General features: G+C 69.5%; 23 protein-coding genes. 10 read left to right on the forward strand and 13 right to left on the reverse strand.

Annotation, left to right across the window (positions count from 1 at the left end; all coding sequences use genetic code 11):
• Positions 1 to 86 precede the first annotated feature (86 nt).
• The 4 genes from ACFQO7_RS33105 (at position 87) to mscL (ending at position 3294) form a co-directional block, all read left to right on the forward strand.
• Positions 87 to 1169, forward strand: coding sequence for a type III polyketide synthase (locus tag ACFQO7_RS33105; RefSeq protein WP_376810080.1), 1083 nt, complete (start codon positions 87 to 89; stop codon positions 1167 to 1169).
• Positions 1170 to 1173: 4 nt separating this feature from the next.
• A complete protein-coding gene (locus ACFQO7_RS33110) occupies positions 1174 to 1686 on the forward strand; it encodes an isoprenylcysteine carboxyl methyltransferase family protein (RefSeq protein WP_376810081.1) in 513 nt (170 codons plus the stop codon).
• Between the two features lie 81 nt (positions 1687 to 1767).
• Positions 1768 to 2799, forward strand: a complete 1032-nt coding sequence (locus ACFQO7_RS33115) for an NAD(P)/FAD-dependent oxidoreductase (protein ID WP_376810082.1) — start codon at positions 1768 to 1770, stop codon at positions 2797 to 2799.
• 60 nt (positions 2800 to 2859) lie between these two features.
• On the forward strand, positions 2860 to 3294 hold the full coding sequence (mscL, locus tag ACFQO7_RS33120; RefSeq protein WP_376810083.1) for a large conductance mechanosensitive channel protein MscL: 435 nt from the start codon (positions 2860 to 2862) through the stop codon (positions 3292 to 3294).
• Between the two features lie 30 nt (positions 3295 to 3324).
• On the opposite strand, the gene ACFQO7_RS33125 is transcribed toward mscL, so the two are convergent.
• Positions 3325 to 5472: a protein kinase domain-containing protein gene (locus tag ACFQO7_RS33125; protein WP_376810084.1), complete on the reverse strand. Its 2148-nt coding sequence runs from the start codon at positions 5470 to 5472 to the stop codon at positions 3325 to 3327.
• A 221-nt stretch (positions 5473 to 5693) separates the two neighbouring features.
• Here ACFQO7_RS33125 and ACFQO7_RS33130 point away from each other — a divergent pair, with 221 nt between their 5' ends.
• The gene (locus ACFQO7_RS33130; protein WP_376810085.1) at positions 5694 to 6326 is read left to right on the forward strand and encodes an alpha-ketoglutarate-dependent dioxygenase AlkB; all 633 of its coding nucleotides are present in this window, start codon (positions 5694 to 5696) and stop codon (positions 6324 to 6326) included.
• 37 nt (positions 6327 to 6363) lie between these two features.
• Here the strand turns inward: ACFQO7_RS33130 and ACFQO7_RS33135 are convergent, their stop codons facing one another.
• On the reverse strand, positions 6364 to 6603 hold the full coding sequence (locus tag ACFQO7_RS33135) for a hypothetical protein (protein WP_376810086.1): 240 nt from the start codon (positions 6601 to 6603) through the stop codon (positions 6364 to 6366).
• A gap of 245 nt (positions 6604 to 6848) precedes the next feature.
• Here ACFQO7_RS33135 and ACFQO7_RS33140 point away from each other — a divergent pair, with 245 nt between their 5' ends.
• Both ACFQO7_RS33140 and ACFQO7_RS33145 read left to right on the forward strand, forming a co-directional pair.
• Complete coding sequence (locus ACFQO7_RS33140; RefSeq protein WP_376810101.1) at positions 6849 to 8078, forward strand: threonine/serine exporter family protein; 1230 nt, start codon at positions 6849 to 6851, stop codon at positions 8076 to 8078.
• Between the two features lie 31 nt (positions 8079 to 8109).
• Positions 8110 to 8505, forward strand: coding sequence for a RidA family protein (locus ACFQO7_RS33145; RefSeq protein WP_376810087.1), 396 nt, complete (start codon positions 8110 to 8112; stop codon positions 8503 to 8505).
• 64 nt (positions 8506 to 8569) lie between these two features.
• On the opposite strand, the gene ACFQO7_RS33150 is transcribed toward ACFQO7_RS33145, so the two are convergent.
• From ACFQO7_RS33150 to ACFQO7_RS33170, 5 genes are all read right to left on the reverse strand, one after another.
• Positions 8570 to 11050: a DEAD/DEAH box helicase gene (locus tag ACFQO7_RS33150; protein ID WP_376810088.1), complete on the reverse strand. Its 2481-nt coding sequence runs from the start codon at positions 11048 to 11050 to the stop codon at positions 8570 to 8572.
• A 335-nt stretch (positions 11051 to 11385) separates the two neighbouring features.
• Positions 11386 to 11640, reverse strand: a complete 255-nt coding sequence (locus ACFQO7_RS33155) for a hypothetical protein (protein ID WP_376810089.1) — start codon at positions 11638 to 11640, stop codon at positions 11386 to 11388.
• A 123-nt stretch (positions 11641 to 11763) separates the two neighbouring features.
• Complete coding sequence (locus ACFQO7_RS33160) at positions 11764 to 12336, reverse strand: TIGR03086 family metal-binding protein (RefSeq protein ID WP_376810090.1); 573 nt, start codon at positions 12334 to 12336, stop codon at positions 11764 to 11766.
• A gap of 29 nt (positions 12337 to 12365) precedes the next feature.
• Entirely contained in the window at positions 12366 to 14381 is a 2016-nt protein-coding gene (locus tag ACFQO7_RS33165; RefSeq protein WP_376810091.1) for a DUF8189 domain-containing protein, read from the reverse strand.
• A gap of 1 nt (position 14382) precedes the next feature.
• Positions 14383 to 16128 carry a stealth family protein gene (locus ACFQO7_RS33170; RefSeq protein ID WP_376810092.1) on the reverse strand — a complete coding sequence of 582 codons (1746 nt, stop codon included), beginning with the start codon at positions 16126 to 16128 and terminating at the stop codon, positions 14383 to 14385.
• A 43-nt stretch (positions 16129 to 16171) separates the two neighbouring features.
• Here ACFQO7_RS33170 and ACFQO7_RS33175 point away from each other — a divergent pair, with 43 nt between their 5' ends.
• The gene (locus tag ACFQO7_RS33175) at positions 16172 to 17002 is read left to right on the forward strand and encodes an inositol monophosphatase family protein (protein WP_376810093.1); all 831 of its coding nucleotides are present in this window, start codon (positions 16172 to 16174) and stop codon (positions 17000 to 17002) included.
• Positions 17003 to 17008: 6 nt separating this feature from the next.
• Here ACFQO7_RS33175 and ACFQO7_RS33180 read toward each other — a convergent pair whose 3' ends face one another.
• Positions 17009 to 18178 carry a nucleoside 2-deoxyribosyltransferase domain-containing protein gene (locus ACFQO7_RS33180; RefSeq protein ID WP_376810094.1) on the reverse strand — a complete coding sequence of 390 codons (1170 nt, stop codon included), beginning with the start codon at positions 18176 to 18178 and terminating at the stop codon, positions 17009 to 17011.
• Positions 18179 to 18235: 57 nt separating this feature from the next.
• On the opposite strand from ACFQO7_RS33180, the gene ACFQO7_RS33185 reads away from it, so the two are divergent.
• Both ACFQO7_RS33185 and ACFQO7_RS33190 read left to right on the forward strand, forming a co-directional pair.
• Positions 18236 to 18868 carry a nucleoside/nucleotide kinase family protein gene (locus ACFQO7_RS33185; protein WP_376810095.1) on the forward strand — a complete coding sequence of 211 codons (633 nt, stop codon included), beginning with the start codon at positions 18236 to 18238 and terminating at the stop codon, positions 18866 to 18868.
• Between the two features lie 64 nt (positions 18869 to 18932).
• Entirely contained in the window at positions 18933 to 19364 is a 432-nt protein-coding gene (locus ACFQO7_RS33190; protein ID WP_203699204.1) for a CBS domain-containing protein, read from the forward strand.
• Between the two features lie 51 nt (positions 19365 to 19415).
• Here the strand turns inward: ACFQO7_RS33190 and ACFQO7_RS33195 are convergent, their stop codons facing one another.
• The 5 genes from ACFQO7_RS33195 to ACFQO7_RS33215 form a co-directional block, all read right to left on the reverse strand.
• Positions 19416 to 21059: a solute symporter family protein gene (locus ACFQO7_RS33195; protein WP_376810096.1), complete on the reverse strand. Its 1644-nt coding sequence runs from the start codon at positions 21057 to 21059 to the stop codon at positions 19416 to 19418.
• Positions 21056 to 21412, reverse strand: coding sequence for a DUF485 domain-containing protein (locus tag ACFQO7_RS33200; protein ID WP_203699202.1), 357 nt, complete (start codon positions 21410 to 21412; stop codon positions 21056 to 21058). Before ACFQO7_RS33200 ends, ACFQO7_RS33195 begins: the two co-directional genes overlap by 4 nt.
• 490 nt (positions 21413 to 21902) lie before the next feature.
• Positions 21903 to 22613, reverse strand: a complete 711-nt coding sequence (locus ACFQO7_RS33205; RefSeq protein WP_376810097.1) for a hypothetical protein — start codon at positions 22611 to 22613, stop codon at positions 21903 to 21905.
• A 4-nt stretch (positions 22614 to 22617) separates the two neighbouring features.
• The gene (locus ACFQO7_RS33210) at positions 22618 to 24339 is read right to left on the reverse strand and encodes an Hsp70 family protein (RefSeq protein ID WP_376810098.1); all 1722 of its coding nucleotides are present in this window, start codon (positions 24337 to 24339) and stop codon (positions 22618 to 22620) included.
• Positions 24340 to 24349: 10 nt separating this feature from the next.
• A complete protein-coding gene (locus ACFQO7_RS33215) occupies positions 24350 to 25525 on the reverse strand; it encodes a hypothetical protein (protein WP_376810099.1) in 1176 nt (391 codons plus the stop codon).
• Positions 25526 to 25863: the final 338 nt, after the last annotated feature.

Here is a 25863-nt window from a genome sequence, read left to right on the forward strand (position 1 = left end):
GTCGTGTCCGAGGCGGTCCACACCGGACCGATGACGCCGCTGCGGCGTTCATGGGCAGAAGGACCTGCGGACTGTACTGTCAGTACATGATTCACATCGATGCGTCGGTGCCGCAGGTGGCGGCGGTGCGGCTGGCGTTCCCGGCGCATCGGTACCGCCAGGAGGAGATCGTCGCCGAGTTCACCGCGATGTGCCTGCCCGGCGAGCATCCCGGGCGGGAGGTGTTCGCCCGGTTCGGACGGACCACCGGGGTGCAGACCCGCCACCTGGCGCTGCCGCTGGACCAGTACGCCGGACTGACCGGGTTCACCCAGGCCAACGACGCGTTCATCGAGGTGGCCCAGGAACTGGGCGAGGCCGCGCTGCGCGCGGCGCTGGACGCCGCCGGGGTGCGCCCGGACGAGGTCGATCTCGTCGCGACCACGAGCGTCACCGGGCTGGCCGTGCCGTCGTTGGACGCGCGGCTGGCGGCCCGGGTAGGCCTGCGGCCGGACGTGAAGCGGCTGCCGCTGTTCGGCCTGGGCTGCGTCGCCGGCGCGGCGGGCGTGGCCCGGCTGCACGACTACCTGCGCTCGTTTCCCGACCAGGTCGCGGTGCTGCTGGCGGTCGAGCTGTGCTCGCTGACCGTGCAGCAGGAGGACACCACGCCCGCCAACCTGGTCGCGTCCAGCCTGTTCGGCGACGGCGCGGCCGCGGTGGTGATGGTCGGCGGGCAGCGGGCGGAGCCGGTGCCGGGCCGGCCCCGGGTGCTGGCCACCCGCAGCCGCCTCTACCCGGACACCGAGCAGGTGATGGGCTGGCGGATCGGCTCCAGCGGCTTCCGGATCGTGCTGTCCACCGAGGTCGCCCCGATCGCCGAGCGCTTCCTCGGCGGAGACGTGCGCGGCTTCCTGAGCGACCACGGCCTGGACTCCACGGACATCGCGACGTGGATCTGCCATCCCGGCGGGCCGAAGGTCATCGACACCATCGAGAAGGTGCTCGGCCTGCCCGGCGACGCGCTGACGCCGACCCGCCGGTCGCTGGCCGGCCGGGGCAACCTGTCGTCGGTGTCGGTGCTGGACGTGCTGCACACGGCGATGGCCGGCCCGCCGCCCGAGGACCAGCCCGGACTCATGATCGCCATGGGGCCGGGGTTCTGCTCCGAACTCGTCCTGCTGAGGTGGTGACAGCGTGCTCGCGTACACCCTGCTGATCCTGACGGTGGCCGCCGAACGGCTGGTGGAGCTGGTGGTGTCCAAGCGCCACGCGGCCTGGGCGCTGGCCAACGGCGGCCGCGAGTACGGCCGCGCCCACTACCCGTACATGGTGGCCCTGCACACCGCGCTGCTGGTCGGCTGCCTGGCCGAGGTCTGGCTGCTGGACCGCCCGTTCCTGCCCGCGCTCGGCTGGACCATGCTCGCCCTGGTCGCGGCCAGCCAAGCCCTGCGCTGGTGGTGCGTGACGACCCTGGGCCGCCGCTGGAACACCCTGGTCATCGTGGTCCCCGGCCTCCCCCTGGTGGACCGCGGCCCCTACCGCTGGCTCAAACACCCCAACTACCTGGCCGTCGTCATCGAAGGCTTCGCCCTCCCCCTGGTCCACACCGCCTGGCTCACCGCCCTCACCTTCACCCTGCTCAACCTGGCCCTCCTCACCGTCCGCATCCGCGTCGAGAACACCGCCCTCGCCGAGGCCACCGCATGAGCCCTGTCGATCATGAACTTACGGACGTGTTCACCGGCGTGTCCCCACCCTGCCGCCGTGATCATCCGATGAGGCGGCGGCGTGGAGTTTGACGCCGATGTGGTGATCGCGGGTGGGGGGCCGGCGGGGCTGGCCACGGCGCTGCTGGCGCGGCGGGCGGGCATGTCGGTGGTGGTGGTCGAGCCGCGCGCCGACCCGATCGACAAGGCCTGCGGTGAGGGGCTGATGCCCGGCGGGCTGGCCCGGCTGCTGGCGCTCGGCGTCGACCCGGCGGGGGTGCCGTTCCACGGCATCGCCTACCGGGCGGGGCGGCGGCAGGCCCACGCCCGCTTCGCGGCCGGGCCGGGCCGCGGCGTCCGGCGCACCACGCTGCAGGCGGCGCTGCGCGAGCGCGCCGTGTCGGCCGGGGTCGAGTGGTCGTCCGGGCGCGTCGCCGGGTTGCGGCAGGACTCCCACGGCGTCGAGGCGGCGGGGGTACGCGCGCGCTGGCTGGTCGGCGCCGACGGACTGCACTCGCGGGTACGCCGGGAGGCGGGCATCGCCTCGACGGCGGGCGCCCCGGCGCGGTTCGGGCAGCGCCGGCACTACGCCGTCGCGCCCTGGTCGGACCTGGTCGAGGTGTGGTGGTCGGCGCACGCCGAGGCCTACGTGACCCCGGTCGCGCCCGACCTGGTCGGGATCGCGATCCTGCACCGGCGGGCCGGGCTGGGCTACGAGCCGCTGCTCGACGGGTTCCCCGAGCTGAAGGCGCGCCTGCGCGGCGCGGAGCCGGCCGGGCCGGTACGCGGGGCGGGCCCGCTGCGCCGCACCGTGCAGGCCCGGGTCCGGGGCCGGGTGCTGCTCGTCGGCGACGCGGCCGGGTACGAGGACGCGCTGACCGGCGAAGGCGTCAGCCTGGCCCTCGACCAGGCCGAGGCCGCGGTGTCCGCGCTGGCCGACGGCGACCTCACCGGGTACGAGGCGCAGTGGCGACGCCGTACCCGCACCTACCGCCTGCTCACCCGGGGGCTGGTGCTGCTCACCGCCGTCCCGCCGGTGCGCGGCGCGGTCGTGCCGCTGTGCGTCGCGGTCCCGCCGCTGTTCCGGGGCGCGGTGAACGTGCTGGCGGGATAGGCGTCAGATCACGGTGTCGCGTCCGTGGCGCGGGCCGCGCCCTCGGATACGGTGTGGGACATGCTGAACGGCTTCAAGAACTTCATCATGCGCGGCAACGTCGTCGACCTGGCGGTCGGTGTGGTCATCGGTGCGGCTTTCACCACCCTGGTCAACCAGTTCACCAAGTCCTTCCTGGAACCGGTGATCAAACTGGTCGGCGCGGGCGAGGGCACGGTCGGCGGGCGGACCAAGATCGGCACCGAGAACTTCATCGACTGGGGCGCGTTCATCAACGCGACGATCACCTTCGTGCTCACCGCCGCGGTGCTGTACTTCCTGGTCGTGCTGCCGATGAACAAGCTGGCCGAGCGGCGCAACAAGGGCAAGGAGCCCGAGCCCGCCCCGGTGACCGAGGACATCCGCCTGCTCACCGAGATCCGCGACGCGCTGGTCGCCGCCCGGGTGCCCGCCCAGGCCACCCGCCAGGAGACCGAGCACTCGACCGAGCGCTGAGCCTCGCGGCCGCCGCGCCGTTCGTCGGCCCTAGCGTGGCCCGGCGGTGAGCGCGATCGCCAGCACGTCGGGCACCTCGGTGTCCTTGAACGGCGGCGGCCGCAACATGATGAACGCGGTCGGGTGCCGCACCACCAGCCCGCTGACGTTCTCCTCGCGGGCGACCGGCGGCACCGCCTTGGACCAGGCGCTGCCGCCGGTCACCGGATCGATCGCGGCGAAGTTCTGCTGGGCGACGGCGTAGCAGTACCTGCCGTCCGGCGATGCGGCCAGGCGCGCACCGCGTGCCTGGACCTTCCATTTCTCCACGCCCGTGTCGATACGGAACCCGTAGATGCCGTCGGCGGCCATCACCACGGTGTCGCCGATCATCTCGATGGCGGAGACCGGCTTCTGCCAGGGCTTGTACCATCGCCTACTGCCATTCGACAGCCGGAGCAGGCGCAACTCGCCACCCTCGCGCAGCAGCAGATGCTCCGCGCTGAGCCGGGCCTCGACGGCCTCCCATGCGTCGTCGGGCGGGCCGCCACCGGGCCCGCCGGGGCCTCCCCCCGGAGGAGGTCCGCCGCGTCCCTGGTCGGCGGGTGGCGGAGCGAGCTGGTGCGACACCTGCCACTGCTGTTCACCGGTGGCCGCATCACGCAGCGTGATCCGCACCGTGCCGTTGCGCTCCTGCCTGGTGACCAGCCAGGTCATGTCGGCGATCAGCGGAGACTCGATAACGTCCTGCCGCCACACCAGTGCGCCGACCCGGTTGAACGCGCGCACCGAGGACGGCAGCCCGACGAACGCCCGGTCGGTGGCCAGCGCGACGTCGCCGACCGTGCCGCCGGTGTCGACGCCCTCGAAGCCCACCCGACCGGTCGCGTTCTCCACCCGCCACAGGCGGCTGTCCGCGGTGACCAGCACCGCCGGGCCCCAGTCGCGGACGGCGAGCGGCTCGGCGTCGATACGTACGCTCCAGGCCTGGTTCTGGCCCGGGCCGGGCGGGTCGGTGGCGAACACACGCCGCCCGTCCGTGCCGATCAGCCGTCCACTGTCGCCCACCACGAGGTTCAGGGGGCCTGGGACGGTCTGTGAGTTGACCTGCCAGCGCACCGACCCGGGCTGCGCAGGGCCGGTCGGGCTCGGTGAGGCGGTCGGTTCTGCGGTGGCCGGCCCCGGCCCGCCGGGCGGGGCGGCGCTGCCGCCGCCGCGGGTCGCCGCCCACACGCCGCCCGCCGTGAGGCCGAGCGCGCCCAGCACGGCGCCGGCCAGGACCGGCCGCCGCTGCCACAGCTTCGGGGTGCCCCAGGTCGGTGCCGGGGGCTCGAGCGGCTGCGGCTCCCCGCTCGGCAGTGCGATCAGCGGCTGGAACCAGCCCGGCGACGGCGTCGACACTCCGGTGCCGATGAGGATGCGCGACAGCTCCTTGGCGGTGGGCCGGTCGTGCGGGCGCAGGCTGATGCACCGCACCACGAACGGGCGCAGCTGGATCGGCAGGATGCTCAGGTCGAACCGGCCCTGGGTGACCTGGTTGATCTGCTCGAACATGCTGCCGCCGCTGATCAGCGTGCGGCCGGTCGCGGCGAAGTACAGGGTGGCGCCGAGGGCGAAGATGTCGCCCGGGGCGCCGGCGTCCTCGCCCTGGATGCGCTCGGGAGCCATGTACGACGGGGTGCCGACGTTGACGCCGGTGGTCATGCGCTCGGCGTCGGTGGCCAGCGCGATGCCGAAGTCGATGATGTGCGGGCCGGTGTCGTCGAGCAGGATGTTGGCCGGTTTGAGGTCGCGGTGCACCAGCCCGGCCCGGTGGATCGAGGCCAGCGCCTCGGCCAGGCCGGTGGCCAGGGTCAGCGCGGCGGTCACCGACAGCGGGCCGCTGGAGCGCACCCGCTGCTCCACGCTCGGTCCCTCGATGTAGGTGGTGGCCAGCCACGGCGACTCGGTCTCGGTGTCGGCGTCGACGACCGCGGCCGTGAACAGCGGGTTCACCAGACGCGCCGCGGCCACCTCACGGGTGAACCGGCGGCGGAACATCGGGTCGGCGGCCAGCTCCGGGCGGATCACCTTGATCGCGACGTAGCGTCCGCTCGGCGACTGTCCGAGGTAGACCCGCCCCATGCCGCCGCCGCCGAGCACGCCGACCAGCCGGTACGTTGCTACGGAGTGCGGGTCGGTGGTTCCCAGCGGCCTCATACGACACCCTCAGTCGGCTCCCAGTTGCGCTCCCGCGCGGCATACTAGCTCGTCCATCCGCGACGGGCGGTTCGACACCACATACAACAGTCGTGATCGGATGTGCCGTCTGGGAGCGCTTCGGCAGTCATCATGCCCTGCCGTCCGGTTGGCCGCCCACCCAGGGTAGCGAGTCCCATGGATTGGTACCCCTGTTCGAACTGGGTATAGAATCCCTGCTCATGGCGCACGCACACCAACCATCGATGTTCGATCTTGATGAGCGGGCGACCCTGGGCCCGCTGGCCGGGGCGGTGAACCGGCACCCGCTCACCCGCGGCGCCTGGGTCGACCACCTGCCCGGCTGGGTGCACGGTTCCGAGCAGATCCTCGACGTGCTGCTGGAACAGGTCGACTGGCGGGCCGAACGGCGCGAGATGTACGAGCGCGAGGTCGATGTGCCCCGCCTGCTGCGCTGGTACGGCCCCGACGAGGCGCTGCCGCACCCGGTGCTCGACCAGGCCCGCACCGCACTGTCGGATTTCTATGTCGAAGAGCTGGGTGAGCCGTTCGTGTCGGCGGGCATGTGCCTCTACCGCGACGGCCGCGACAGCGTGGCCTGGCACGGCGACACCATCGGCCGCGGCAGGCACACCGACACCATGGTCGCGATCGTGTCGTTCGGCGAACCCCGCCCGCTGCTGCTGCGCCCGCGCGGCGGCGGCGAGCCGAGCATCCGGTTTCCGCTCGGCCACGGCGACCTGGTCGTCATGGGCGGCTCCTGCCAGCGCACCTGGGAGCACGCCATCCCGAAGACGGCCCGCCACGTCGGGCCACGGGTGAGCGTGCAGTTCCGCCCGGTCGACGTGGCCTGAGCAGCCGCAGCCGCAGCCGACCCGCCGGGCGGTCCGGCTAGCCTTCCGTGCCCAGGCCGAGGCGTTCGCGGAGCTTGCCGCGCCGGTCCTCCAGCACCGCGACCAGCGCTTCCTGCTCCTCCGCGCTGCTGATCAGCAGGGTGGTGTCGCCGGGGTCGCCGGGACCGTCCTCGCGGTTGCCGACCTCCTGCCGGATCTGCTCCGCCTGGCTGCGCAACTCGGCGATCATCGCATCGACCTGCTCCAGCTCACGCTGCATCGCATGCTCGTCCGTCATGGGTACATTGTCGGCTTCGTTGCGCCCGGCTCGTCCGAGTTCCGCCCAACGGGCGACATGACGTGCGGAGTCGCCTCGCCTCGCCTCGCCTCGCGAGGGTAGGACCGAGCCGGTCTACATCTATTTTGATGTGGCCACATCAAAATAGATGTAGGCGTCGGTCATGATGCCCCGCGCACCCCGTCCCACGGTCCGCAACGGGCCTTCTCCGGCGCGCCGCGGTGATCCATACTGCCGCAGTGACCATGCCGCCCGACAACCTGCTCGAGTTCCTCCGCAAGTGCGGGGTCGCCCTGTGCCTGGCCGGGGAGACCGCCAACCGCATCCCGGACGAGCTGGTCGCCATCGCCGACGCGTACGGCGTGGGCGACGTGGAGTTCCTGGTCGTGCCGACCGGGGTGTTCGTCCGGGCCGGTGCGGAGGGCGGTGTCACCGTCGACTTCGCCAACGCCGACGGGCCGCCGCTGCGCCTGGACCAGGTCGACCGGCTGTACAAGCTGTTCGAGCAGGTCAAGGCGAATCCGATTCCGCCCGCCGAGGGCATCGAGCGGGTGCAGGACATCCTCGACGCGCCGCCGCGTTTCGGCGCGGTCGTCACGGTGCTCGGCCACGGCGTGCTGACCGTCGGCATCGGGCTGCTGTTCGTCCGCGACGGCCGGGCGCTGCTCAGCCTGGCCCTGCTCGGACTGCTGGTCGGCGTGCTGCGGCTGCTGGCCGAGCGGGTCCAGGTGCTGTCGCTGGCGCTGCCGGTGGCGGCGGCGATGCTGGTCACGGTGCTGGCCTACCGCTACAGCCCGGAACTGGGCGCGGATCCGGCGAGCCTGCTGATCCCGCCGCTGGCCACGTTCCTGCCCGGGGCGGCGCTGACGCTGGGCGCGCAGGAGATGGTCACCCGGTCCATCATCAGCGGCGCGAGCCGCCTGGTCTCCAGCGTGTACGTGCTGCTCCTGCTCACCTTCGGCATCTACGCCGGGATGCAGATCGCCGGGCCCGCGCAGGCGGTCGCGCCGAGCGAGCCGCTGGGCGTGTGGGCGCCCTGGGTCGGCGTGCTGGTGTTCGGCTTCGGCATCTACCTCAACAGCTCGGCTCCGTCGCGCTCGCTGCCGTGGCTGCTGGTCACGCTCCTGCTGGCGTACGGGGGCCAGTACCTGGCCGGGCAGGTCGGCGGCGGCGTCTTCTCGGCGTTCGTCGGCGGGCTGCTGATCGTGCCGCTGGCCAACGCGGTGCAGCGGCTGCACGGCCCGCCCGCGCAGGTAGTGTTCCTGCCGTCGTTCTGGCTGCTGGTGCCCGGCGCGCTCAGCCTGGTCGGGGTGACCGGCCTGACCGGGCTGGTCGAGCTGTCCGGCACCGGCCGGTCCAACCTGGTCACCGCGTTCCTGACCGTGGTCGCGGTGTCCCTGGGCGTGCTGGTCGGCTCCAGCCTGCTGTCCAACGTCACCGCGAGCTCCCGTCTGCTGACCTCCCGCTCCGCCTGAACCCGGTCCGGGCCGCGGTTAGGATGCGGCGGTGACGGTGCGGCGGGTGATTCTCAGCGGGTCGACCTTCGAGGAGCAGATCGGGTACGCCCGGGCCGTGGTCGACGGCGACCGGGTGTACGTGTCCGGGACCACCGGATTCGACTACGCCACGATGACGATCTCCGACGACGTGGTGGAGCAGGCCGAGCAGTGCCTGCGCAACATCGAGGCGGCGCTGGCCGAAGCCGGGTGCGGCTTCGCCGACGTGGTGCGGGTGCGTTACCTGCTGCCCGACCGGGCCGACTTCGAACCGTGCTGGCCGGTGCTGCGCCGCCGCTTCGCCGACGTCCGCCCGGCCGCCACGATGCTCGTCTGCGGCCTAGCCGACCCCCGCATGAAGCTCGAGATCGAGGTCGACGCGCACCTCCCCCGCGACAACTCTTAAAAAGTCGCGGCCTGGGCGGGTGCCTGTGGCCGCGACTCCTTAAGAGTTGCGCGTGGGGGCAGGGTCAGGCGCCGAGCTGGCCGACGTCGGTGACGGTGATGACGGCTTGGCCGTGTTCGTCGGAGGCGGCCAGGTCGACCTCGGCGGAGATGCCCCAGTCGTGGTGGCCGTCGGGGTCGTCGAGGATCTGGCGCACCTTCCAGACGTCCTTGCCCTGCTCGATGATGATCCGGGCGGGGCCACGGGCGTCGGGGCCGATGCCGATCTCGTCGTACAGCTCGAAGTACGGCTCCAGCGCGTCGCGCCACGCCTCGCTGTCCCAGCCGTCGGCGGCGTCCAGCTCGCCGAGCGCCTCCCAGCGCCGGCGGGCGGCCAGCTCGACGCGGCGGAACAGGGCGTTGCGCACCTGCACCCGGAACGCGCGCACGTTGCGGGTGACCGCGGGCGGGGCGGCCTCGACCGGGGCGTCGCCCGGGTTGCTGAGCTGCTCCCACTCGTCGAGCAGGCTGGAGTCGACCTGGCGGACCAGCTCGCCGAGCCACTCGATGACGTCGTGCAGCTCCTCGGTCTTGCTGTCCTCGGGCACCGTCTGGCGCAGCGTGCGGTACGCGTCGGCGAGGTAGCGCAGGACCAGGCCCTCGGAGCGGGTCAGGCCGTAGAAGCTGATGTACTCGGTGAAGGTCATGCCCTGCTCGAACATGTCCCGGACCACGGACTTCGGGGACAGCCGCTGGTCGTCGACCCACGGGTGGCCCTTGCGGTAGGACTCGAACGCGACCTCCAGCAGCTCCTCCAGGGGCTTGGGCCAGGTGACGCCTTCGAGCAGCGCCATGCGCTCCTCGTACTCGATGCCGTCGGCCTTCATCTGCGCGACGGCCTCGCCCTTGGCCCGGTCCTGCTGCGCGTAGAGGATCTGCCGCGGGTCCTCCAGCACCGCCTCGATGATCGACACCACGTCCAGCGCGTACCCGGGGGACTGCGCGTCGAGCAGTTCGATCGCGGCGACGGCGAACGGCGACAGCGGCTGGTTGAGCGCGAAGCCGAGCTGTAGCTCGTCGGTGACCCGGATGCGGCCGTCGTCGGTCTGCTCGACGATGCCCGCCGTACGCAGCGCCCGGTAGATCATGACGGCGCGGCGGATGTGCTTGCGGCGCGCGGCCGGGGTCTCGTGGTTGTCGGTGAGCAGGTGGCGCATGTTGGCGAAGGCGTTGCCGCCGCGCTCGATCACGTTGAGCACCATGGCGTGGCTGACGTTGAAGCTGGAGGTCAGCGGCTCGGGCTCGGCGGAGACCAGGCGTTCGAAGGTCGGCTGCGCCCAGCCGACGAAACCCTCCGGCGGCTTCTTGCGCACCAGCTTTTTGAGCTTCTTCGGATCGCCGGCGGCCTTCGCGACGGCCTTCTCGTTCTCGACCACGTGCTCGGGGGCCTGCACGATCACGGTGCCGAGGGTGTCGTACCCGGCCCGGCCCGCGCGCCCGGCGATCTGGTGGAACTCGCGCGCCTTGAGCAGCCGCATGCGCTGCCCGTCGAACTTGTTCAGGCCGGTGAACAGCACCGTGCGGATCGGCAGGTTGATGCCGACGCCCAGGGTGTCCGTGCCGCAGATGACCTTCAGCAGGCCGGCCTGGGCGAGCTGCTCGACCAGGCGGCGGTACTTGGGCAGCATGCCCGCGTGGTGCACGCCGATGCCGTGGCGGACCAGCCGGGACAGGGTCTTGCCGAAGCCCGCGGTGAACCGGAACGTGCCGATCAGCTCGGCGATGGCGTCCTTCTCCGCGCGCGTGCACATGTTGATGCTCATCAGCGCGCTGGCCTGCTCCAGGGCCGCGGCCTGGGTGAAGTGCACGATGTAGATCGGGGCCTGCTTGGTGGACAGCAGCTCCTCGATGGTCTCGTGCAGCGGCGTCGTGACGTACGAGTGGATCAGCGGGACGGGCCGCTCGCCGGAGCTGACCACGGCGGTCGCGCGCCCGGTGCGCCGGGTCAGGTCGTCGACGAACCGGGTGACGTCGCCCAGGGTGGCCGACATGAGCACGAACTGCACGTCGGGCAGCTCGATGATCGGGACCTGCCAGGCCCAGCCCCGGTCGGGCTCGCTGTAGAAGTGGAACTCGTCCATGACGACCTGGCCGACGTCGGCGTCCGCGCCGTCGCGCAGCGCCAGGTTGGCCAGGATCTCGGCGGTGCAGCAGATGATGGGCGCGTCCGGGTTGACGGCTGCGTCGCCGGTCATCATGCCGACGTTGTCCGGCCCGAACGCCGCGCACAGGGCGAAGAACTTCTCCGACACCAGCGCCTTGATCGGCGCGGTGTAGAAGGTGCGCCGGTTGTCGGCCATCGCGGCGAAGTGCGCGCCGAGCGCGACCATGCTCTTGCCGGAGCCGGTCGGGGTGCTCAGGATCAGGTTCGCCCCGGAGACGATCTCGATGAGCGCTTCCTGCTGCGCCGGGTACAGCGAGAAGCCCTGCTCGGCGACCCAGCCGGAGAAGGCGTCGAAGAGGGAGTCGGGATCGGTGTCGCGGGGGAGGTGATCAGTGAGCGTCATGGTCCGTAAATAGTCTCACGTCGCCGACCCGCGACCCGCCTCCCGTGCCCGCGGCCCCCTCCCGCGCGTGGCGCACCCCACATCCGCCCGCACCCGCGCGCCGCCTGATCGTCGGGGCGCTCACCACACCATGGTCACTCGACTTGCCAGGCAGGTGGGCGAAAGCGGCCGCAAGATACGCACGTTTGCCGGGCAACTCGAGCGATCAAGCGCCGCCGCGCGCAACGATCATGAAGTTGGGGAGGCGACACGCCGTCGAACCGTGCCATAAGTTCATGATCAACGCGAAAGAGGCGGCGGGCCGCTGGTGTGGCGGCCCGCCGTCGTGCCCAGGGCTAGCGCTTGGGCTGGTTGTGCTTGGGCTGGTTGCCCTTCTTGGACTTCATGGAGGTCGGCGAGTTGCCCGCCTGCTCCTTCTTCTGCTGCTGCATGGTCGCCGTGGACGCCGCATGTTCATGGTTGGCCTCGGCGTGGTTCGTGGAATGCGCGTTCATGCCGCCGGCCGCGTGGTTCTGCTGGCTGCCCGCGTGCTGGGCGTCCTCGTGACGGGGTGCGCGCGGGTCGCGGTCGGGTCGGTTGTTCTTCGCCATGCTGACGTGCCTCCTCGGGCCTGGGCTTCAGCTACCTGCTGACACCCACGGCCCACGCTAGAAGAGCGGCGGTCGGCCCTGCGGCAGAATGGACAATCTAGTCATACCGGCCGGTAACGAAGGTCAACCTGCATCCCGCCCCAGGTACGCGGCCAGCCGGTCGGCCTCGGTCGCGCCCGCCGGGGCCGGCCGCTCGGGGCCGAACGGGTCGCCGTCGCGGGGCAGGCCGTCCAGAAAGGACCGCCAGCTCGCCAGCACGCGCGGGGCCAGGTCGGGTGCGACGTCGGTGCTCGTGCCGAGCGCGCGGGCCAGATCCCAGCCGTGCGTGGTCAGCTCGTTGACGACGTGCTGCACGGTGACCGCGCCCGGCTGCGGGCCGATCGGCGTCGGCGCGACCTCGGTCAGGTAGCCCGGCCGGCCGAACGCGGCGCGGGCCCGCGCCGCGTGCTCACCGAACGCGGCCACCGGGTCGGCGTAGTCGGGTTCGTCCTCGGGTATCAGCGCGCCCTCGGCCAACGTGGCGTAGCGGTCGTTGACGAACACCAGGTGGCACAGCAGCCGCCGCACCGTCCAGCCCTCGCACGGGGTCGGGTCGCCCAGGTGCCCCGGCGTGACCGTGCGCGCCAGCGTCCCGACCTCGGCGGCGATCGTGTCGTACGCGGCCAGGGGGTCGTCCAGCGTCAGATAGCCGTCCATGCCCCGATCCTGCCCGCTCCCGGTGACATTCACGCCTGAGCGGAGCGCAGCGTGGTCGGGGCGGGTGCGTTCTGCCAGCGGGTCTCCTTGGCGGTGCCGTCCAGGGCGCACGCCCACAGCCGCCCGTCAGCGCCGACGACAGCCGCGTACGCCCGCCCGCGTGAGTCCACAGTCACCGCGGGCGCACCGGTGAACAGCGCCCCCGTCGCCGTCCACACCGGAGTCTCGCCGGGTGGGTGTGCGTCCGTGATGCCGACCCGGCCCGCGTCGTCGCGGCGCAGCAGCTGCAGGCGGCCGTCGCGGAACAGCCCGGCCATCGCGCCGGTGCCACCGCCCGCCGGGACCGTGGTCGCGGCCCCGTCCAGCAGCACGGTCAGCGTCGCCCCGTCGGCGTGCCCGACCAGCACCGGTCCCGGGCCGCCCGCGGCGGTGCGGGCGGCCGACAGGGTGCCGTCCATCGCCTCGCGCAGCAGCGACCGCGGCTCGCCGAAGCGGCCCGCCGGGCTGTCCCGGCTCCAGCACAGCAGCTCGTCGTCGGTCACCGCGTACAGGTCGGTGCGCGGGCCGGTCGACACCGCGACCAGCGCGTCGCGGATGCCCTTGCCGCCCAGGCGGATCCACGGCCCCCAGTGCCCGCCCGCGGGACGGGTGCGCATCGCGGCCCCGCGGTCGAAGTCGCGGGTGAACACGCTCAGTCCACCGTCGGCGTCGGCGACCGCGACCGGCATGCCCAGCTCCCGGGCCCGCAGCGGGTCGCCGCCCCCGTCCGGGTTGCCCAGCTCCGCCCACGTGACCGGGCCGTCCGGCGTGGCCTGCTCGCCGTGCACCAGGGCCAGGCGCGGCCCGGCGACGGCCAGGTCCTGGCGTACGCCGAACAGGTGCACCCGCCCGTCCGGCGTGGACACCACCGACAGGCACGGCAGCAGGTTCTCCCCGCCGACCGGCTCCGGAGCCGACCACGCGCCGGGGTCCGTGCCCCGCCGCCACATCAGCGCGGTGCCGCCGAACACGGCGTACGCGGCCAGCCCGGTCCCGTGCGGGATCAGCCACGTGGTGCCGCCCTGGTGCCGGTGGGTCTGGCTGCGGCCGTAGCGCTTGGCCCGCGCGCGGGTGCCGACCTGCAGGTCGCCGCAGCCGTAGGGGACCGCGCAGGCGTGCCCGTCGGCCCAGCCGTAGATGTCCAGGTAGGAGAACTTGCGCTCGTACACGGCGGGGCTGAGGTTGCGCGGCCAGTACTTGTTGAAGTAGCCGCGGTAGCTCTGCACCTGCACCGCCTCGCCGGCCCGCCGGTGGCGGCGCACCGCCTCGAACGCGAACCACGCCGCGTACAGGTGGTCGGTGTGGTCGGAGTACTCGACGTCGTCCTCGGCGTATTTCAGGTGCTCCGGGGCGGGATCCAGGGTGCGCACCACCGTCGGCTCGGCGGTGTCCAGCAGCGACGCCAGGATGCCGAGCACCTCGTCGCGGGTGAGCTGACCGGCCGCGGGCAGCGGGCTGTCGGTGGGCCGCAGGTAGGGCTGGGCGTCGCGGCGGCCGTCCCAGAGCCACTCCAGCCGGTTGGCGCCGGGGCCGTCGACCGGTGCGCGCAGGTTGAGGAACGCCAGCGTGACATGCGGAGCGGCGGCGAGCGTGGCGGTCTCGTACACCGCGTCGCCGAGGTGGCGGACCTCGCGCCGCCACGCGCTGTCGGGGTCGCCGGTCGCCATCGCCGCGTACGCCGACCGGATGCCGTACTGCCGCGCCGCGGCGTACCCCTCGAAGTCGGGTTTCGGTTTGCGGCCCTCGCCGAGCTGCGCGTTGACCCCGTTGGCCTCCCCGGCGGTGAGGTAGACGCTGGTCACCGCGTTGCCGCCGTCGAGGGCCTGCATCACGTCGGGGTTGAGGAAGTACAGGTCGTCGTCGGGGTGCGCGCAGATGTTGAGGAACGCCGCGGCGCGCGGCGGCGCGCCCGCCGACCAGACCCGTTCCCACGGCCGGGTCAGGCCCAGTCCGACCACCCCGCCGCCGGCCAGCAGCAGGGCGCGCAGCGCCGTGCGTCGGTGCAAGTCAGCCGTCCTGTCGCGCGGCGTCCGGCCCCGGCAGCTCCCACGGCGCCGCCACCGGGAAGTACGCCGACAGGAAGTCGTGCAGCAGCCGTTGCCGGCCCTGCCGCTGCTCGGGTGTGCCGTCCTCGTCGTTGAGGCAGAACACGTCCTGGTCACGGCGGGCGAGGACCCCCGCGAGCTGCCGTTTCGTGTCGGACGCGGCCAGGCTCACATACGTGCTGGTGATCCGGTCGACGGCCGCCCGTCCGGTAGCGAGAGCGTAGTAGTGGTACGCCGAGGACACCAGCGAGACGTCCGACGGGTCCCGGAACCGGTTGCCGGCGGTGCGCTCCAGCTCCTGGGCGTACCGGTCGGACATCTCGGCGAGCACGTCGCGGCGCAGCGCGTGCGGGACGTGCTTCATCTTGTAGGTCAGGTGGCGGCCGAAGTCGCGGGCGATCAGCGCGCGGTTGTTCTTGCCCGCCGCGGTCGGGGCCAGGTCGGCGGCGTCCGCCGGGCCCAGGGCGACCTTGCCCTTCGACGGGAACGACTTCGACAGCCCGTTGGGCTGGAAGAACTTCAGCGCGCTGATCGGCCGGCCGACGAACACGTCGTCGTTGAAGTAGACGAATTGCTCGCTGAGCCCGTCGATGTGGTGCAGCCGGCTCTCGATGGCGTGGGAGTTGAAGGTCGGCAGGCGGCCGTGGTCGCCGAACAGCTCCTTGTGCGTGACCACCCGCACCCGGTCGTGGCAGGTGTCCAGCCACGACGGCACCTGGTCGTCGGTGACCAGCCAGATCCGGCGCACCCACGGCGCGTACAGGTGCAGCGAGCGCATCGAGTAGCGCAGCTCGTCGTGGTTGGCGAACCGCGACGTCCCGGTGGCGTGGCCTGCCGGCGGCCGGTCCTGTGTGGCGAGCGCGGCGTCGCGGCGGGCCTGCCAGGCCGGGTCCTCGTCGTCGACCCAGGTGTAGACGATGTCGACGGGGAAGGTGATGTCGTCGAGCAGGGTGCCGGCGAACTCCGCCCGGCTGGGGCGCTGCGCCTGGCCGGGCACATGCGCCGACGTCATCCGGGTGAAGACGGCCTCGTCGAGCTGGACCGCCGGCCCGGTGGCCGGGACCAGGTCGGCGGCCCGGTTGGGCCGGGGCGCGTGCAGCGGCCCCTGCGGGGTGCGCGACCACACCTCCAGGTCGCAGCCGTGCGCCGTGCCGAGCAGCAGCGAGCCCGACGGGTCGCAGACGTACTGGATCACCCGGATCACCCGGTGTCCGGCCAGCGTGCGCCAGGCATGGTGGGAGGTCGCCGGCATCGGTGTCTGCACGCCCTGGTCGGTGACGGCCGCGACGAACAGCGGCCGCCGCAGCGCCTCGCGCCGCAGCGCCTTCCACGCCTCACGCCGCCCGCCGGACCCGATGGCGACCGCCGACGCCTTGTCGTCGTAACCGCGCACGCAGAAGTGGTCGACTCCCGCGTCGCGCAGCACCGTCAGCACCGTCTCCAGGTTGAGCCGCCGCGCCGCCAGTGGCGTCGCCTCGGCCAGCGGCCGAGCCAGCGCCGGGCCATGCGCCGTCGGCACCAGCCGCAGCTCGCTGGTGTCGTACCGGCTGGTCAGATGCCACCGCACCGCCGAACGCGCCCACCGCTCGGCCGGCCCGCCGGCCCGTTTCACACGCGGCAGCAGCAGGTCCACCGACCTGCGAGATAGTGCGGCCATCGTCGCCGACCGCCCCGGCACCTGGAAGATCACGCCGTAATAACGATCCACCCCCCGAAAAGGCGACACCCTCGTGTGGTGGCAGGCTGGACGGGTGCTGGACGCGACAGAGGTGGCCGAGGTCGAGCGCGCGGTACGCCGCGTCGCCGAGGAGCAGATCCTGCCCAGGTTCGGTCGCCTGGCCGCGGCCGACATCGGCTACAAGTCCTCCGAGACCGACTACGTGACCGTCGCCGACCGGGCCGCCGAAGAGGAGCTGGCCAAGCACCTGACCGCGCTGGTGCCCGGCTCGGTCATGGTCGGCGAGGAGGCGGTCGCCGCCGACCCGGGCCTGCTCGCCGCGATCGACGGCGACGCTCCGGTCTGGATCGTCGACCCGATCGACGGCACGCACAACTTCGTCAGCGGCAGCCCCCGGTTCACCACCCTGGTGGCGCTGGCCCACCGCGGGCGGCTGCTCGCGTCGTGGACGTACGCGCCGGTGATGGACCTGATGGCGGTGGCCACCGCGGGCGGCGGGGCGTACGTCGACGGGCAGCGGGTGCGGGTGCGGCCCGTCGAGCCGACCCTGCGCCACCTCGACGTCAGCGTCTCGCCGCCGATCTGGTGGAAGCCCGCGGAGCGCGCCGGGTTCCACGAGCTCAGCAGGCACGGCGTGGCACTGTCGTTCTTCGACACCTCGGGCCTGGAGTACATCCAGCTCGCCAGCGGGCGGCGCACCGCGATGGTGCTGACCTGGGAGCTGCCCTGGGACCACGCGGCCGGGCTGCTGCTGCACGCCGAGGCCGGGGGAGTGGCCATGGCCGCCGACGGCAGCCCGTTCCGCATCGGCGGCGGCAACCCGATGCCCTTCCTGGTCGCCCCCGACGCCGACACCGCCCGCCTGGTCCTCTCGGCCCTCCAGCCGACCCCCGACAAGCCCTGACACCCGTCAGTCGGCCGACAGGGCCGCGGTGACCAGGCCGACGGTGGTCCAGTCGACGTCGGGGTCGGCGAGCAGGCGCGCGTAGGTGGTGAACTCCAGGGTCGTCTGCTCGCCGTCGGTGGCGACGCCGTGCCGCTGGGGGCCGGTCTCCAGCGCGTCCAGCTCGGCTTCGGTCAGTTCGAGGCTGAACAGGTGCACCCGGTGGGCCGACACGGTCGCGGCGGGCTGGCGTACACCGTGCGAGCGCAGCCGGGCCGCGTCCACCTCCAGGCCGGTCTCCTCGGCCAGCTCCGCGAGCGCGACCAGGCGCGGGTCGGCTGCCCCCGGCTGGGAGCCGCCGGGCAGCTCGTGCACGTACCCGTCGGTGGTGACGGCGCTGGAGCGGAACTCGCGCACCAGCACGATCCGGGTCTCGGGCAGGCTGCTGCCGGGCAGGTGCGCGACCACCGCGCTGACGTCGGGGCGGCCGATGACGACCTCGTTGTCCTTGACCCGGCCCTCGGCGGCGACCTCCACGCCGACGTGCGCCGCCCACCAGAACGCCCGCCCGTCGGGGCCGGGCCAGGTCCAGGCGATCCGCGCCGAGCGCAGCCGGTTGCCGGCCGCCTCCTGTCCGGCCAGCCAGGTGCGGACGCCGTCGTCCTGCCACAGGGCCAGGGGCAGCTCGCGGTGCGCGCCCGCCCGGTGGGCCCCGCCGCCGAGCAGCGCCAGCGCCGCGGACAGGGTGTCGGCGAGGGTGTCGGCGACGGGCGCGCCGTGCAGCTGCGCGTAGTGGGACAGGTAGCGCAGGCCCGGGGCGTCCGGCGGCGCGCCGAGCACCACCCGGCCGCTGGACTCCCAGCGCCCCCACTCGACGTTGGTGGTGAACCCGGGCAGGGTGGCCAGGTCGCGCGGCACCCAGAAGACGACCGCGTCCGACAGGTGCAGGCAGGTGTCCTCCCACTGCACCTGGCGCAGCCAGCCGTGCGGCATGCCGCCCTCGGGCCGCTCGGGCACGAACACCACCAGCCGGCCCGGTCCGGTCCAGAGCTGTGCGAGCAGGTCCAGGGCCTGCGGTCGCCAGGACAAGACGTCGGGTGTACGGGGCGTCGGCCCGGCCAGGAACAGGGCCGCGTGCCAGGAGTCCGGGGGCTGCTCGCCGGCGTACACGGTGACGACCTCGCGCGGGCTCTCCATGCCGATGATCGTCGCACGCGTGGCCGCGCCCACGGCGGCCGTCGGTAGGGTGGGTGGATGCGAGTGCGGCCGGTGACTCCCGAGTTGGTGGTGAGCGAGCTGGTCGAGCGGATCGCCAAGGTCGCCGACCCGGACGGGTGGACCCGCGTGGCGCTGGACGGCGCGCCCGCCGCCGGGCCGGACCGGCTCGCGCAGGCGCTGGTGGACCCGCTGCGCGAACTCGGCCACGAGGTGCTGCACGTGCGGACCGCCGACTTCCTGCGCCCGAAGTCGGTGCGGTGGGAGTTCGGCCGCACCAACCCCGACGCGTATTACGACGGCTGGGTCGACGAGGCCGGGTTGCGCCGGGAGGTGCTCGACCCGCTCGGCCCGGGCGGCACCGGCCGGGTGCTGCCGACGCTGCGCGACCCGGTGCGCGACCGGGCCACCCGGGCCGGCTACCTGACCCTGCCGCCCGGCGCGGTGCTGCTGGTCAGCGGAGACCTGCTGCTCGGTTCCGGGCTGCCGTTCGAGCTGGCCGCGCACCTGGTGATGTCACCGGCGGCGCTGGCCCGGCACACCCCGCCGGAGGAGGCCTGGGCGCTGCCCGCGTACGCCCGCTACGCCGACGAGGTGGCCCCGCAGACGTTCGCCGACCTGGTGGTGAAGGTCGACGACGCCCGCCATCCGGCGATCATGTCCATCGATTAGGGCGCGCGGCCGGTGGCCGGAGGCGCACGATGACCCCAGGGGACTGGCTACAGGGGGGTTGATCATGACTACGGCCAAGCAGATCATGCATCTGGGCGCGCAGTGCGTGCCCGAGAACGAGACACTGGCCCGTGCCGCGCAGCTGATGCGCGACATGGGTGTCGGCTCGCTGCCGATCTGCGGCAGCGACGACAAGCTGCGGGGCATCATCACCGACCGCGACATCGTCATCAAGTGCATCGCGGCGGGCGGCGACCCGAACACCACGACCTGTATGGAGATGGCCAAGGGCACGCCGATCTGGGTCGACGCGAAGGCCGACGAGGACGAGGTGCTCAAGACCATGGAGCAGCACAAGATCCGCCGGGTGCCGGTGATCGAGGACCACCAGATCATCGGCATGATCAGCGAGGCGGACCTGGCCCAGCACCTGTCGAACGAGAAGCTGGCCCACTTCGTCTCCACGATCACGGCCGCTCCGCCGACGCGGGGCTGAACACACGGGAAGGGGCGCCCCGGCCGGGGCGCCCCTTCTGCCGTGCCTGCGTCAGTGCGCGCCGACACCGGTCAGCGACCGCACCTCCAGCTCGGCGTACTTCTTCGGGTCCGCGGGCTCGCGGGACAGGATCGTGCCCAGCCAACCGCAGAGGAAACCGACCGGGATCGAGATGATGCCCGGGTTCGACAGCGGGAACCAGTGCCAGTCCGAGTTCGGGAACATCGCGGTCGGGCTGCCGGACACCACCGGGGAGAAGAACACCAGCACCACGGCGGTGATCAGGCCGCCATAGATCGCCGCGGTGGCGCCGGCGGTGGTGAACCTCTTCCAGAACAGGGAGTACAGGATCGCGGGCAGGTTGCCCGAGGCCGCCACCGCGAACGCCAGCGCGACGAGGAACGCCACGTTGAGGCTCTGCGCGAAGATGGCCAGCACGATCGCGACCGCGCCGATCGCGAACGCCGAGATGCGGGCCACCCGCACCTCGCTGCCCTCGCTGACCTGGCCCTTGCGGATGACGCTGGCGTAGATGTCGTGCGCCAGCGAACTCGACGAGGCCAGGGTGAGACCGGCGACCACCGCCAGGATCGTGGCGAACGCGACCGCCGCGATGATCGCCAGCATCGCCGCGCCGCCGGTGGCCCCGCCGAGGAACTTCTCGCCGAGCGCCTGGGCCAGCTGCGGGGCGGCGGTGTTGCCGCCCTTGTCCTGGGCGGTGATCGCCTCGCTGCCGACCATCGCCGCCGCGCCGAAGCCCAGCGCCAGCGTCATCAGGTAGAACGTGCCGATGATGCCGATCGCCCACAGCACGCTCTTGCGGGCGGCCTTGGAGTTGGGCACGGTGTAGAAGCGGATCAGGATGTGCGGCAGGCCGGCGGTGCCCAGCACCAGGGCGATGCCCAGCGACAGCAGGTCCATCTTGTTGTAGAAGGTCTGCGCCGCGTCCCCGGCCACTTCCTTGCCGTAGCGCAGGCCGGGTTCGAGGAACGCCGCGCCCTTGCCGGACTTGGCCGCGGCCTCGCCGAGCAGGCCGGACAGGTTGAACTTGAACGCCGCCAGCACCAGCAGGGTCATCACCGCGGCGCCGACCATCAGCAGGAACGCCTTGACGATCTGGACGTACGTGGTGCCCTTCATGCCGCCGACGGTCACGTACACGATCATCAGGATGCCGATGAAGATGATCGTGGCGATCTTCGCGGTGTCGGCGTCCATGCCCAGGAAGTGCGCCCCGGGCTTGATGCCCAGCAGCAGCGCCACCAGCGCGCCCGCGCCGACCATCTGGGCCAGCAGGTAGAAGATCGACACCACGATGGTGGAGATCGACGCGGCCACGCGCACCGGCGTCTGGCGCATCCGGAACGCCAGCACGTCGGCCATCGTGTACTTGCCCGAGTTGCGCAGCAGCTCTGCGACCAGCAGCAGGGCCACCAGCCAGGCGACCAGGAAGCCGATCGAGTACAGGAAGCCGTCGTAGCCCGACAGCGCGATGATGCCGGCGATGCCGAGGAAGCTCGCCGCCGACATGTAGTCGCCGCCGATCGCCATGCCGTTGGAGAAGCCGGAGAACGACCGGCCGCCGGCGTAGAAGTCCGTCGCGGTCTTCGTCTGCCGGCTGGCCCAGATCGTGATCGCCAGCGTGAACAGCACGAAGACCACGAACAGGACGATGGTCAGGGTACGGGCGCTCATGCCACGACCTCCTTCGGCTGCTCGTCGGCGTCGAACTCGCCGGCCTGGATGCGGGCGTTGAGGTCCTCGGCGACCGGATCGAGCTTGCGGTCGGCGTAGCGGGCGTACAGCCAGGCGATCAGGAACGTGGTCACGAACTGCAGCAGCCCGAAGACCAGCGCCACGTTGATGTTGCCGAACAGGACCGTTCCCATGAAGTCGCGCGCGTACGCCGACAGGATCACGTACAGGGCGTACCAGCTGAAGAACGCGATCGTCATCGGGAACACGAATCGCCGCAGCGCGCGGCGCAGCCCCGCGAACTCGGGGTTGTCCGCGATGCGCTCGTAGCGGTCCGGAGCGTCGGTGCTCATGAATCACCAGCCTCGGTGGGGAGAGGGAGCAACGTGGCACGTCGCCGGTGTGTGCGACGGGTCACAGTGCGGTTGCCCGCAGGCTAGGGACCGGCATGTCGATCTGTGAACCAGCCGAAGCGGACATGCGCGGCGTACGCGCCGAGCGGTCGCCAGTACGCGCCCAGCGGCGCATGCCCGCGCGCCGAACGGCAGCGCTCCCACCCGCCGGCGGGTGACCGGGTACCGCTCGGCGGTGGCGGTCCATGCTGCGTGAACGCCGTAGGTGTCGGCACCATATCCTGCGAGCTAGCCCTTACGGCATTGCGACGTGAGCCTGGAGGTCGAAGAGCTGAACCGCGGTGCCTGATCCGCAGGGCATCGACATGGGCATCCGTGACCCGTCCGGCAACCCGGTGCGGATCCTCCAGCAGGAAGTCCCCCTAAGGCCGAACCGGCGCACGGGCGCAGTCCATGACAACTAGCCGCGTCAAAGGCAACGTATTCGTATCTACTCCCCAGTGAAAACCAGCTGGTGGCAGTATTGCGTACCGCCAACCGTGTAACCGGGCGCAACCACGAACTTAATCTTCTTGTACGGGTCGCAAGCACCCCACAGCTTTTGCCTCGCCGAATCCAGAACGTCTCGTCTGCCCATGCCGAAGTCCCAAGGGGAGGCAACGCCAGTCCGATCGACTTGTCCAATCATGATCGTAGCCGAAACCGTAAGTCGTTCTACATCCTCCAGCCAACGCGGGTCATCCGTGTCAACCAAGTTGCGAATCGCCTCAACGTCGATGATGTGCCCCTTAAAGAACTGTCGAGACAACTCGCTCATTAAGAGTGCTATCTGCTCGGCAGATTGAGCCCTTCGGCCCTTTCGAAAGTGGCGGTAATGCCGCTGCGCAACCCCCTGCAACTTTTGCTCGACGAAGGTCAAGTAAGAATTGGCAATATTGAAGTGAGCCGCCTTGTCGGAGTCGTTAAGGTCGGTTCTCTGTCTCGTTCGCCGCTCAAGGTCCATGCCGAGACGACAATCAAGATCATCAACGTTATCGGATATTTGAGAGACCCAAGAAAGGAGCCTTTCGTATTTTGTAGTCAAGTTGTTCACTTGAATCGCTAGATATTCGACCCCGCTTTTGTTTTCTAGAAAGATGGACTCGTCGTTAGCCTCATGTTCGTCGTCAACCTTGTGTGCGGAATTTTCGTCGTAATTCATCACATCACATCACCGCATCGAAGACGATTGTGCACTCGTGTAATGGCCCATCTGGAAGGCACTGTGCGGTGGCATGAATCTGAGTTTCGCCGAACTTCGCCCGCACCTCCACTGCACGCTGTTTGTAGGGTAAGTGGAGCACGGGCTTCAGATCCACAACGATCTCCTCGCTTTGAGTGCAGTGAGTATCCGTCGTATAGCGTGGCTGAGAGACTGGTGTGCGATAGAACGAAACGACGAGCTCCGACTGCTTACTTGATGTCGGGCCAACTGTCGCGACTCGCACTGAATCCACATCGATTGTTTCGCGGGCTTTGGCCAGGATATTAAACCGGTTCTCGCATAGAACGCGGCCTTCCTCGTCTGTGAATTTATAGTTGGCAGGGTCTATTCCTGCGACGAATGGCAAAGCGATCGAGTATCCATAAGTGTATTTGGTTTTACGTGCACGAGTTTGAGGGTCATACGCATAGTGCGCCGCACCGTAAAGAACTGCGCCTTTAGGGTCATCCAGCTCCATGACGTGCGCACGACCTTTGACATGCTCGCGGATTCGATGCTTCAGATAAGGGGACTCCGCAAATCCGCCCACCAAGACAATTACTTCTTGGGCAGACCTTCTGCCATTTGCCATGACCTGAAGTTGTTTATCTATGTGTGCAAGAATCCCAGGTACCACAGATTCGAAGCATTCCGTTATCTCATCCGGGCGTAGCACAATAGCGTAGTCGATCCCGTCTTGCATCTGTGCGAGACGATGCTTTGCATCTGGACTCAACTTCCGAGCCAGGGCGTTAAGGTGAAGAATCACGTCATCGTCCGAGTCGGGTCCAACCTCGAGCTTCGCTCGCTCCCAGCAATCCATCAGCTCCAGCATTGCGGGATACTCGTTCTCGATAAGCTCGGCGGTTTCCGCTTCGCCTAGCCGTGATGCTACAAAGTTCTTCTTCAGATAGTCGTTAACGTACTCAGATCCAAGGGCGTCTCCGCAGTCATTGCCAATTTCTGTGAGTTTACCTTTGGAATCCGCAGAGTAAGAGGTTATATCAATAGTGCCTCCCCCGCAGTCGACGACCATAAAGCGCGAGTTAGGCGAACCCAGACTCACTCTACGTCCGTTAGTAAAGTTGCCGGTATGAACGCCTGCAACCCGCACATAGTGCGCGGCCGCCTCTGGTTCTAGTGCGATCACAAGGCGCTCCGGATCACCAGGAAGCCCTGCACGGATTGCCGCTTCTCGCATTTCCTGCTTTTGGCGATCGTCCCAGATGGCGGGCACTGTGAGGCACCAGCGAATGTCATCCGGGCGGTATCCATCGCCTGCCGTGATTGTCTCTAGCGCGCGCTCATACATCTTCTTCAGATAAACTTCAATGAGGTACTCCGTTGAATAGGCATGGCTTGTCGAGGATCTCTCGGCTATGTCCAATTGCTGCGTTTGCGGCGCCAAGCGCATCTTAAATCGCGCTTCATAAATGTGGTCGAAATATTCAGGCCTCGACCTCTTTTTGCGCGCGTCGTAACCCCACGCCACAACCTCGCCAGTTGGTGACAGTAGTAACGCAGTAAGATTCTTAGGGTAAGCGATCGGCTGTCCGGGCCAAGTCACGTTCACTGCAACCTTGCGAGCCTTAACATCTCGGTTTCGCTCATTAATAACTGCCCACGCAAATCCCGTGCCGTGTGTGCCAAAGTCGATCGCTGCGACTACCCGGACCTTGCCCACTGGACCTCCGTTAGCGAAAATCGTTTATTACTGCTGCCGTCTTTCTTTTTAGCAGCAGACCTGCTTCCTTCGCCTTGTGCCCATCACCAGCCTCGACCAGCAAAGCGCAAAGCCTGCGCATCTCTCTGACTGGTACGATGTCTAGACAAGATTCGGCGAGCTCGACCGCGCGCCGTGCGGCTTCTACCGCCTTGTCGGGCAACTCGGCGGCCGCAAACATATCGGCCTGGTGGATGCGGCCAACAACTTCTGATAACTGGCCGCGTCTTATTGCAACATCATAGGCGACCGCGTAAACTGCACCTGCACGTGCCAAATTGAGGTAGCCGTTGCGAAAATGTTCGTGAAACCGCGGGACCCGTCCCTGTCGTAGCACGTGGAACCATTCGGCGAAAATGGCGGCAGCCATTGACATCATGTCGCCTAGTGTATCTTCGAATTCAATTCGCAGTGTCGGATCTTGGCCCTGAGGCATTCGAATGGGTCCGAGGTTTAGGTTGATTGACGGACCGTCCTCGATTTCCGCGATATTCCAAGCCACGATGCTCGCCCACACGCGCTGCTGTGACTGAATATCGCCATATATTAGCACGACCGGTAGATCTGCGAGAACCCGTCGAATAGCGAGAACGTCTGCATCCGTATCGCTTAGAGGGCGGGCCAGTGCGCCGTCTAGACAGCCAAGGTCCTCGCTCCAAGGTTTAGTTATCCATTGCCGACGAATGTTCATTCTGAAACTTGGTATCGCGGTCTGGTTCTGCTCGGTTGTTAGATCATCGCGATGAAATGGTGCTATTAGTAATGCCGGTCGTGAACCACCCATAGTTATCTCGACGACCGATTGCCTGACTGTTTCCGGGTCATTGTTTCGGAACAACGCCCGCTCGTCCTCCCGTTGTAGGCGGCGGGCTACTAGTTGCCTATGTAGGTCGATGTTTGTGCGGCCAACTTCCACCTGCAAATCAAGCTGTCGGAATAATCCACCTTCACGAATTCGGGTATCGCTCTGCATTGACTCAACTTCAGCGGCATGCGCCGCGATTTGTTCTCTATCCTGTTGTTGTAGCGCGGCCACTAGTTGTTGTTGCTCAGCGAAGGTTCCATCCTTCTTGTACTTATAGAGATCCAAGACGTGTCCAGATAATGACAAGAGGCTCTGGACCATTTCTCCCAGGGGTAGCTCCAACGTCAGCAGTCCTTCCCGTGTGCTGTTGCCTGTCAACTTTTACATGCTCCGATGATCGGTTACCGCGTCTGTCTCGCTTCTAACAGTTCACAGGCGGCGACGTGCTGGCCGACCTGCTGGAGCAGACGACTGCCGCGCAGACGGTGTTAGGTACCGACCTCGCCGCCGTGTAGCGCGGGCTACTGACCGCGGCCCAGTCCGACGACGTCGCAGCCGCCGATGTTCGCGTATTTCCTCAAGCAAGCGGTCACCGAGGCGAAGGCGCAGTTCGCCACGGCTTAGGAGGCCGACGAACTGCGGTCCGACGCCGACCTCGACCTGGCCGCCGAGGTCGTGGA

Origin of the sequence: Catellatospora aurea (assembly GCF_042663325.1) — a bacterium.
GTDB lineage: Bacteria > Actinomycetota > Actinomycetes > Mycobacteriales > Micromonosporaceae > Catellatospora > Catellatospora aurea.

Coding starts and splice junctions, on each gene's coding strand:
- ACFQO7_RS33105 (WP_376810080.1), top strand. CDS start 87: ATGATTCACATCGATGCGTCGGTGCCGCAGGTGGCGGCGGTGCGGCTG.
- mscL (WP_376810083.1), top strand. CDS start 2,860: ATGCTGAACGGCTTCAAGAACTTCATCATGCGCGGCAACGTCGTCGAC.
- ACFQO7_RS33125 (WP_376810084.1), bottom strand. CDS start 5,472: ATGAGGCCGCTGGGAACCACCGACCCGCACTCCGTAGCAACGTACCGG.
- ACFQO7_RS33130 (WP_376810085.1), top strand. CDS start 5,694: ATGGCGCACGCACACCAACCATCGATGTTCGATCTTGATGAGCGGGCG.
- ACFQO7_RS33135 (WP_376810086.1), bottom strand. CDS start 6,603: ATGACGGACGAGCATGCGATGCAGCGTGAGCTGGAGCAGGTCGATGCG.
- ACFQO7_RS33140 (WP_376810101.1), top strand. CDS start 6,849: ATGCCGCCCGACAACCTGCTCGAGTTCCTCCGCAAGTGCGGGGTCGCC.
- ACFQO7_RS33150 (WP_376810088.1), bottom strand. CDS start 11,050: ATGACGCTCACTGATCACCTCCCCCGCGACACCGATCCCGACTCCCTC.
- ACFQO7_RS33155 (WP_376810089.1), bottom strand. CDS start 11,640: ATGGCGAAGAACAACCGACCCGACCGCGACCCGCGCGCACCCCGTCAC.
- ACFQO7_RS33160 (WP_376810090.1), bottom strand. CDS start 12,336: ATGGACGGCTATCTGACGCTGGACGACCCCCTGGCCGCGTACGACACG.
- ACFQO7_RS33180 (WP_376810094.1), bottom strand. CDS start 18,178: ATGGAGAGCCCGCGCGAGGTCGTCACCGTGTACGCCGGCGAGCAGCCC.
- ACFQO7_RS33185 (WP_376810095.1), top strand. CDS start 18,236: ATGCGAGTGCGGCCGGTGACTCCCGAGTTGGTGGTGAGCGAGCTGGTC.
- ACFQO7_RS33190 (WP_203699204.1), top strand. CDS start 18,933: ATGACTACGGCCAAGCAGATCATGCATCTGGGCGCGCAGTGCGTGCCC.
- ACFQO7_RS33195 (WP_376810096.1), bottom strand. CDS start 21,059: ATGAGCGCCCGTACCCTGACCATCGTCCTGTTCGTGGTCTTCGTGCTG.
- ACFQO7_RS33200 (WP_203699202.1), bottom strand. CDS start 21,412: ATGAGCACCGACGCTCCGGACCGCTACGAGCGCATCGCGGACAACCCC.
- ACFQO7_RS33205 (WP_376810097.1), bottom strand. CDS start 22,613: ATGAATTACGACGAAAATTCCGCACACAAGGTTGACGACGAACATGAG.